The sequence below is a fragment of the uncultured Arenimonas sp. genome, assembly GCF_963976025.1.
GTDB lineage: Bacteria > Pseudomonadota > Gammaproteobacteria > Xanthomonadales > Xanthomonadaceae > Arenimonas.
This window is the reverse complement of the sequence record NZ_CAXBJS010000169.1, coordinates 1-5,575: the sequence shown is the minus strand read 5'-3', so window position 1 is coordinate 5,575 and position 5,575 is coordinate 1. Positions and strand designations below refer to the sequence as shown.

Sequence of the window (5,575 nt, the reverse complement as noted above, 5' to 3'; positions counted from 1 at the left end):
GGACGGTGGCCGAGGCCCTGCGGCGCCGCATCGAAGACCTGGCCCTGCCCCACGACGGCAACGAGGCCGTGGGCGTGGTCACCATCAGCCTGGGCGTGGCCACCGTGACGCCCTCGCACGATGTCGCACCCACCACCTTGGTGGAACTGGCCGACCAGCAGCTCTACCGCGCCAAGGCCGGCGGCAGGAATCGCGTCGAAGGCTGAGCTCGCCGCGGGTACAATGCGGGCATGGCCAAACCCAATCCCCTGCAGGAACAGTTGCTCAAGGCCGGCCTGGCCAAGAAGTCCAAGGTCGCCGAAGTCGCGCGTGCGCAGGACAAGGCGCGGCATGCCAAGGGCAGCAAGGATCCGGACGACATCCGCCGCGAAGCCGAGCGCGTGCGCGAAGAAAAGGTTGCCCGCGACCGTGCCCTCGCCGCCGAAGCCAAAGCCAAGGCGCAGGCTGCCGAACTCAAGGCCCAGGCCAGGCAGATCATCAAGGACAAGAAGCTGCCGCCCGCAGGCGACAGCGAATACCGCTTCAGCGCCAATGGCGCCATCCGCACCATCCTGGTCAACGACGAGCTGCGCCGCAAGCTCTCCGCCGGCCAGCTGGTCATCGCCCGCCTGGACGATCGTTACGTGCTGCTGCCGCGCGCCGCGGGCGACAAGGTGCGCGAGCGCCACGCCAGCCTGATCGTGCTCGACCATGGTCTGCCCGCCGGTACGCAGGCCGATGCGCCCTCCTCCGAGGACGACGCCTACTACGCCCGGTTCAAGGTGCCCGACGACCTCATCTGGTGAAGCCCAGGGGCCAGGCGGCCCGTGCAAGCTGCAAGGCCGGCCACGTCTTCTTCAGCCAGACCCGCGCCTGGATGACGGTGATCATGGTCGCCGGCATGGCCATGGTGATGCTTGGCTTCATGCAGGGCATGTACAAGAACAAGCGCCTCAATCTGGGCATCCTTGGCCTGGTCGCGGTGGTGTTCGCCGGCAGCCTGTGGCTGCTGCGCAGCCAGGCCACGGTGGACGACGTGTCCTACATGAAGGCGATGATCCCGCACCACTCCATCGCCATCCTCACCAGCAAGCGCGCCCGCATCGACGACCCGCGCGTGCGCGAGCTCGCGGACGAAATCATCGCCGCCCAGGAGCGCGAGATCGCTGAGATGAAGGCGCTCATCGACGATCTGGAATCGCGCTAGTCACATCGTGCGCAAAGCCACCGTTCACCCTCGGGAAACGGCCCGCGTGCAAGGCTGCTTCTACTTGCAAGCACCAACGCGCTGCGCAGCGCCGGCATTGCCGACGAAGACATCGCCCTGATCGCCCGCTCCGACCTGGAAATGCAGGTCATCCCGGAAGAGTTCCGCGAATCGCGCACCGACTTCATGCCTGCGGCGCTGAAAGGTGCGCTCGGCGGCGGCGCCACCGGCCTGGTGGCGGGCCTGGTGGCCGTGGCGATCCCTCCGCTCGGCGTCACCCTGGCCGGCGTCGCCGCCATTACCGCGGTGGGTGCAGCCGCGGGCACCTGGTCGGCGGCCCTGATGGGCTCTGCCCTGCCCGACCCGGTGCGCCAGAAGTTCGAGGACGAGGTCAAGGCCGGCCGGGTCCTGGTGGTCGTGGATGCCAGCGATGAAGAGCATGCGAAGCTCGAACCCCTGCTTGCCCAGGCGGGAACGCGGCGGATGGCGTTCGAAGAAAGCTCGCAGATGACCTGATCCGGTTTCACGGCCTGAATGCGCGTGCGGGGGCAAGCTGGCCGCCTGCAATTGTCGCCAGGTGCCCCATGCCCCGCCATCTCCGCCTTGTTTACGCCAGCCGCGCCACGTTTCCGCCCATCCGCGACGGCGCGGGCATCCATCCGGAAGTTGCCCGCATCCTGGTGCAGTCGCGCCGCAACAACGCCCGGCAGCGCATCTACGGCGGCCTCTATTACGCCGACGGCAGCTTCTTCCAGTGTCTCGAGGGCCGCGAGGCCGAGGTGCAGGCGCTTTATGATCGCCTGGCCAGCGACGAGCGCCACCGCGATGTGCGCCTGCTCGACCGCCGCGAAATCGACGAACCCAGTTTCGGCGACTGGGCCATGAAACACGTGCCCAATGCCCCCGAGGTCCAGCAGCTGCTGGCCCGCCACGGCCGCAGCGGTTTCGACCCGCACTCCTTCCCGCCGGCCCTGGTGGACGCGATGGTCGGCCTGCTGCTCGAACGTCCCGACATCGCGCCGCCCGGCGAACCGGTAGCCGGCCTTGAGCCAGCAGCGCGGCGCATGCTTCTGGCTCGCGTGGCGGTGGCTACCGGCCTGGTCGCCGCGGTGGGTGCCGCGGCTGCGAACTGGCTGCGCTGAACCCTGCCCCGCCTCAGTCGGGCCAGTGGATCTCCGGCAGCGCTTCGAACGCCGGCTTTGCCAGCAGATGACCCTGGAACAGGTCGATGCCTTCGTCCTGGAGAAAGCGTAGTTCGTCCCGCGTCTCCACACCCTCGGCGATCAACTCTGCCCCGAGGTCGGCGCACAGGCTGACGACGTGGCGAAGGATCTTTTGCCGCCGCGGGTCGGCCGGCAGCCCGCGCACCAGGGCCATGTCCAGTTTCACCAGGTCGGTGGCCACGTCGGCCAGCAGTTTCAGGCCCGAATAGCCGGCACCAAAATCATCGAAGGCGGTGAGGAAACCACGCTGGTGATAGTGCTGCACGATCTCGCGCAGGTGGCCGTGGTCCTCGACCATTTCGCCCTCGGTGAACTCGAAGATGATCTTCTCGACCGGGAAGTCGTAGGTGCGCGCTGCCGCCAGCGTCGTTCGGATGCACAGCTCCGGCCGGTAGACGGCATTGGGCATGAAATTGATGCTGACGTAACCGGGCACGCCGAGGCGGCTGGCCAGTTCGATCGCCTTGACCCGGCAGGCCTGGTCGAACTGGTAACGGGTATCGACATTGACGTGCCTGAAGACCTCGCCCGCGTCCTGCCCGCCCTGCCCGCGCACCAGGGCCTCGTGGGCGAACACCTCCCGCCGCGACAAGCGCAGGATCGGCTGGAAGGCCATGGTGAACGAGAAGCCCAGCCCGGCGCCCTCGCGGCACTCCCGGCAGGCCAGTTCCCGAAAATTCTTCTGCTCCCTCATGCCGCGTCCGGCCCGCAGCCCGGGCACCGGGGGTCCGCGCGCAGGCGGGTCTCACGGAATCGCATCGCCAGCGCATCGAAGTGCAGCAGGCGGCCCGACAGGGGTTCGCCGATGCCCAGCAGCAGCTTGATGGTTTCGGTGGCCTGCAGCAGGCCGATCACGCCGGGCAGCACGCCCAGCACGCCGGCTTCGGCGCAGTTGGGCGCGTCTTCGGCGGCCGGCGGTTCCGGGAACAGGCAGCGGTAACACGGCGCTTCCCCACGCCGGCGGCCGGCGTCGAATACGCTCACCTGCCCTTCGAAACGATGCACCGCGCCGTACACCAGTGGCTTGCCGTGGCGCAGGCAGGCGGCGTTGAGTACGTAGCGAACGGGGAAATTGTCGGCGCCGTCCACCACCACGTCGGCGGCCTGCACCAGGGCGTCCACGGTCTGGTCGGTGACCCGCACGCGTTCGGCCTGCACCTGCACGCGCGGGTTGAGCGCATTGAGCGCATGGCGCGCGGATTCGACTTTTGGCTGGCCGATGCGGTCTTCGGTGTGCAGCACCTGGCGCTGCAGGTTGCTGCGGTCCACCACGTCGTCGTCAGCAACCAGCAGCTGGCCGACGCCGGCCGCGGCCAGGTACAGCGCCGCCGGTGAACCCAGGCCGCCTGCGCCCACCAACAAAACGCGCGATTGCGCGAGCTGCCGCTGGCCTTCCAGCCCGACCTGCGGCAGGCGCAGGTGGCGCGAATAACGTTCCAGGAAATCGGCGTCGTCGGGGACACCACCCGTGGTGGGCAGGTCTTCGCGGCACCAGCCTTCGAAGCCACCGGCGACCGAACACAGGCGCGTGTAGCCGCGATCCCGCAGCGCCTGCGCCGCCAACATGGAACGCCGGCCGCTGCCGCAGATCAGCAGGAGTTCGGCGTCGGTGTCGGGCGTGATGCGCGCGGGCTCGGCTTCGAGCGCGGCACGCGGCACCGGCAGCGCACCTTCGGGCAGGCCCAGTGCGTGTTCGTCCGGTTCGCGCACGTCCAGCAGCCGGCTGCCGCGCGCCATGCGGCGGCGGGCTTCGGCGGGGGTGATTTCTTCGATCGGCGGCATCTTGCCAGTCTAGCCGCGACCCGCCGCGCAGGGCAGGCACTCGACCGCGGTACCGGCCGGAAATTCCCCCGCCCCTTCGGGCAGGACCAGAAGCACGTCGTTGCCGGCGGCGGCGGCCAGGCGGTGTGAGCCGGTGGCATTGTCGGGAACCACCAGCAGCTGGCCGCTGTCGTCCACCTGCAGTCGCCCGCGCATGAATTCGCGCCGGTCGTGGTGCTTGTGCACGGCGTCGGTGAGTTTGGCGCGCCAGTGCGTGCGCGGCTCGTTGCGGCCCTGCAGGCCATCAATCAGGCGCCGCCCAAGCGTCAGAAAAGTCGCCAGCACCGACACCGGGTTGCCGGGCAGGCCCAGCAGCAGCGCCTCGCCCAGGCGCCCGAACAGCAGCGGCATGCCGGGTTTCATGCGCACCTTCCAGAAGTGGGTTTCACCGCGGGCCTGCAGCAGCGCCGGCAGATGGTCCTTTTCGCCAGCGCTGACGCCGCCGCAGGTGATCACCAGGTCGAAGGAGAACGCGGCGTCTTCAAGCATTGAAGCAATGCGCGCCGGGTCGTCGGGCAGGATCGGCCAGGCCACCGGCTCCAGGCCTTCGGCCAGCAGCAGCGTCTGCAGCATGGCGCGGTTGGAGTCGTGGATCTCGCCCGGCGCCAGCGTCTGGCCGGGTGGCTTGAGCTCGTCGCCGGTGGTGAACACGGCGACGGTCGGACGGCGCGCGACGGTGAGTTCGGCCAGCCCCAGCGCGGCGGCCAGGCCCAGGCGCGCGGGGGTCAGCACGTCGCCGGCGGACAGCAGCAAGGTTCCCGGCTGAACATCCTCGCCGGCGCGGCGGATGTGGTCGTTTGCCGAAGGGGCGTGGTCGGTGCTCAAGCGATCACCGTCCAGCCGTGCGTTCTCCTTGATGACGATCGCTTCGGCGCCGGCCGGCAGGGGCGCGCCGGTGGTGATGCGACTGCCCTGCCCCGGCGCCAGCGCCAGGCCCTGGTCGGCGCCGGCGAACTGTTCGCCCACCAGCTGCCAGCCGCCGTCGGGCATCGGCAGGCCGCGCACGGCGAAACCGTCCATGGCCGAATTGTCGAAATTTGGCAGCGCGATCGGCGCCACCAGGTCCTCCGCCAGCACCCGGCCCAGGCCGCGCTGCAGCGGGATGCGTTCGCTGGAAAGCCGGCGGCTGGCCGCGACCCGGTCGATGATTCCGGCGGCTTCGTCGAAGGAAATGCGTGTGGGGAAGTCAGGCGTCATGGGGTCTGATCATAGGCCTCGGGCGTATTGGCATTGCCCAGGCGTGCGGGGGAAATGTCGAGCGTGGCCGCGCACAGGCCAGCCAGGGCGCGGTGTACGGCGGCCTCACCGGCATCGAGCGCGGATGCGCGGCGTCTTGAAGGATGGC

8 protein-coding genes are annotated in these 5,575 nt (G+C 69.3%); 5 read left to right on the top strand and 3 right to left on the bottom strand.

Annotation, left to right across the window (positions count from 1 at the left end):
• The 5 genes from AACZ35_RS11785 to AACZ35_RS11765 form a co-directional block, all read left to right on the top strand.
• Positions 1 to 206: diguanylate cyclase (locus tag AACZ35_RS11785; protein WP_339829498.1), on the top strand; the 206-nt coding region annotated here is incomplete at its 5' end.
• Between the two features lie 24 nt (positions 207 to 230).
• Positions 231 to 785 (top strand): DUF2058 family protein, encoded by a 555-nt coding sequence (locus AACZ35_RS11780; RefSeq protein ID WP_339829496.1) that lies wholly within the window; start codon positions 231 to 233, stop codon positions 783 to 785.
• Positions 782 to 1,186, top strand: a complete 405-nt coding sequence (locus AACZ35_RS11775) for a DUF305 domain-containing protein (RefSeq protein ID WP_339829494.1) — start codon at positions 782 to 784, stop codon at positions 1,184 to 1,186. The genes AACZ35_RS11780 and AACZ35_RS11775 overlap by 4 nt, the downstream gene beginning before the upstream one ends.
• 141 nt (positions 1,187 to 1,327) lie before the next feature.
• On the top strand, positions 1,328 to 1,702 hold the full coding sequence (locus AACZ35_RS11770) for a hypothetical protein (RefSeq protein ID WP_339829492.1): 375 nt from the start codon (positions 1,328 to 1,330) through the stop codon (positions 1,700 to 1,702).
• Positions 1,703 to 1,770: 68 nt separating this feature from the next.
• On the top strand, positions 1,771 to 2,328 hold the full coding sequence (locus AACZ35_RS11765; RefSeq protein WP_339829489.1) for a BLUF domain-containing protein: 558 nt from the start codon (positions 1,771 to 1,773) through the stop codon (positions 2,326 to 2,328).
• Positions 2,329 to 2,341: 13 nt separating this feature from the next.
• Here AACZ35_RS11765 and AACZ35_RS11760 read toward each other — a convergent pair whose 3' ends face one another.
• The 3 genes from AACZ35_RS11760 to glp all read right to left on the bottom strand — a co-directional run bounded on the left by AACZ35_RS11760 (position 2,342) and on the right by glp (position 5,427).
• Positions 2,342 to 3,025 carry an EAL domain-containing protein gene (locus AACZ35_RS11760; protein WP_339829500.1) on the bottom strand — a complete coding sequence of 228 codons (684 nt, stop codon included), beginning with the start codon at positions 3,023 to 3,025 and terminating at the stop codon, positions 2,342 to 2,344.
• Between the two features lie 74 nt (positions 3,026 to 3,099).
• Complete coding sequence (gene moeB / locus AACZ35_RS11755; protein WP_339829487.1) at positions 3,100 to 4,191, bottom strand: molybdopterin-synthase adenylyltransferase MoeB; 1,092 nt, start codon at positions 4,189 to 4,191, stop codon at positions 3,100 to 3,102.
• Between the two features lie 9 nt (positions 4,192 to 4,200).
• A complete protein-coding gene (glp, locus tag AACZ35_RS11750) occupies positions 4,201 to 5,427 on the bottom strand; it encodes a gephyrin-like molybdotransferase Glp (RefSeq protein WP_339829485.1) in 1,227 nt (408 codons plus the stop codon).
• Positions 5,428 to 5,575 lie beyond the last annotated feature (148 nt).

What these genes read in the sequence shown, in the direction of transcription:
- AACZ35_RS11780 (WP_339829496.1), top strand. Translation starts at nt 231, where the DNA reads ATGGCCAAACCCAATCCCCTGCAGGAACAGTTGCTCAAGGCCGGCCTG.
- AACZ35_RS11770 (WP_339829492.1), top strand. Translation starts at nt 1,328, where the DNA reads ATGCAGGTCATCCCGGAAGAGTTCCGCGAATCGCGCACCGACTTCATG.
- AACZ35_RS11765 (WP_339829489.1), top strand. Translation starts at nt 1,771, where the DNA reads ATGCCCCGCCATCTCCGCCTTGTTTACGCCAGCCGCGCCACGTTTCCG.
- AACZ35_RS11760 (WP_339829500.1), bottom strand. Translation starts at nt 3,025, where the DNA reads ATGGCCTTCCAGCCGATCCTGCGCTTGTCGCGGCGGGAGGTGTTCGCC.
- moeB (WP_339829487.1), bottom strand. Translation starts at nt 4,191, where the DNA reads ATGCCGCCGATCGAAGAAATCACCCCCGCCGAAGCCCGCCGCCGCATG.
- glp (WP_339829485.1), bottom strand. Translation starts at nt 5,427, where the DNA reads ATGACGCCTGACTTCCCCACACGCATTTCCTTCGACGAAGCCGCCGGA.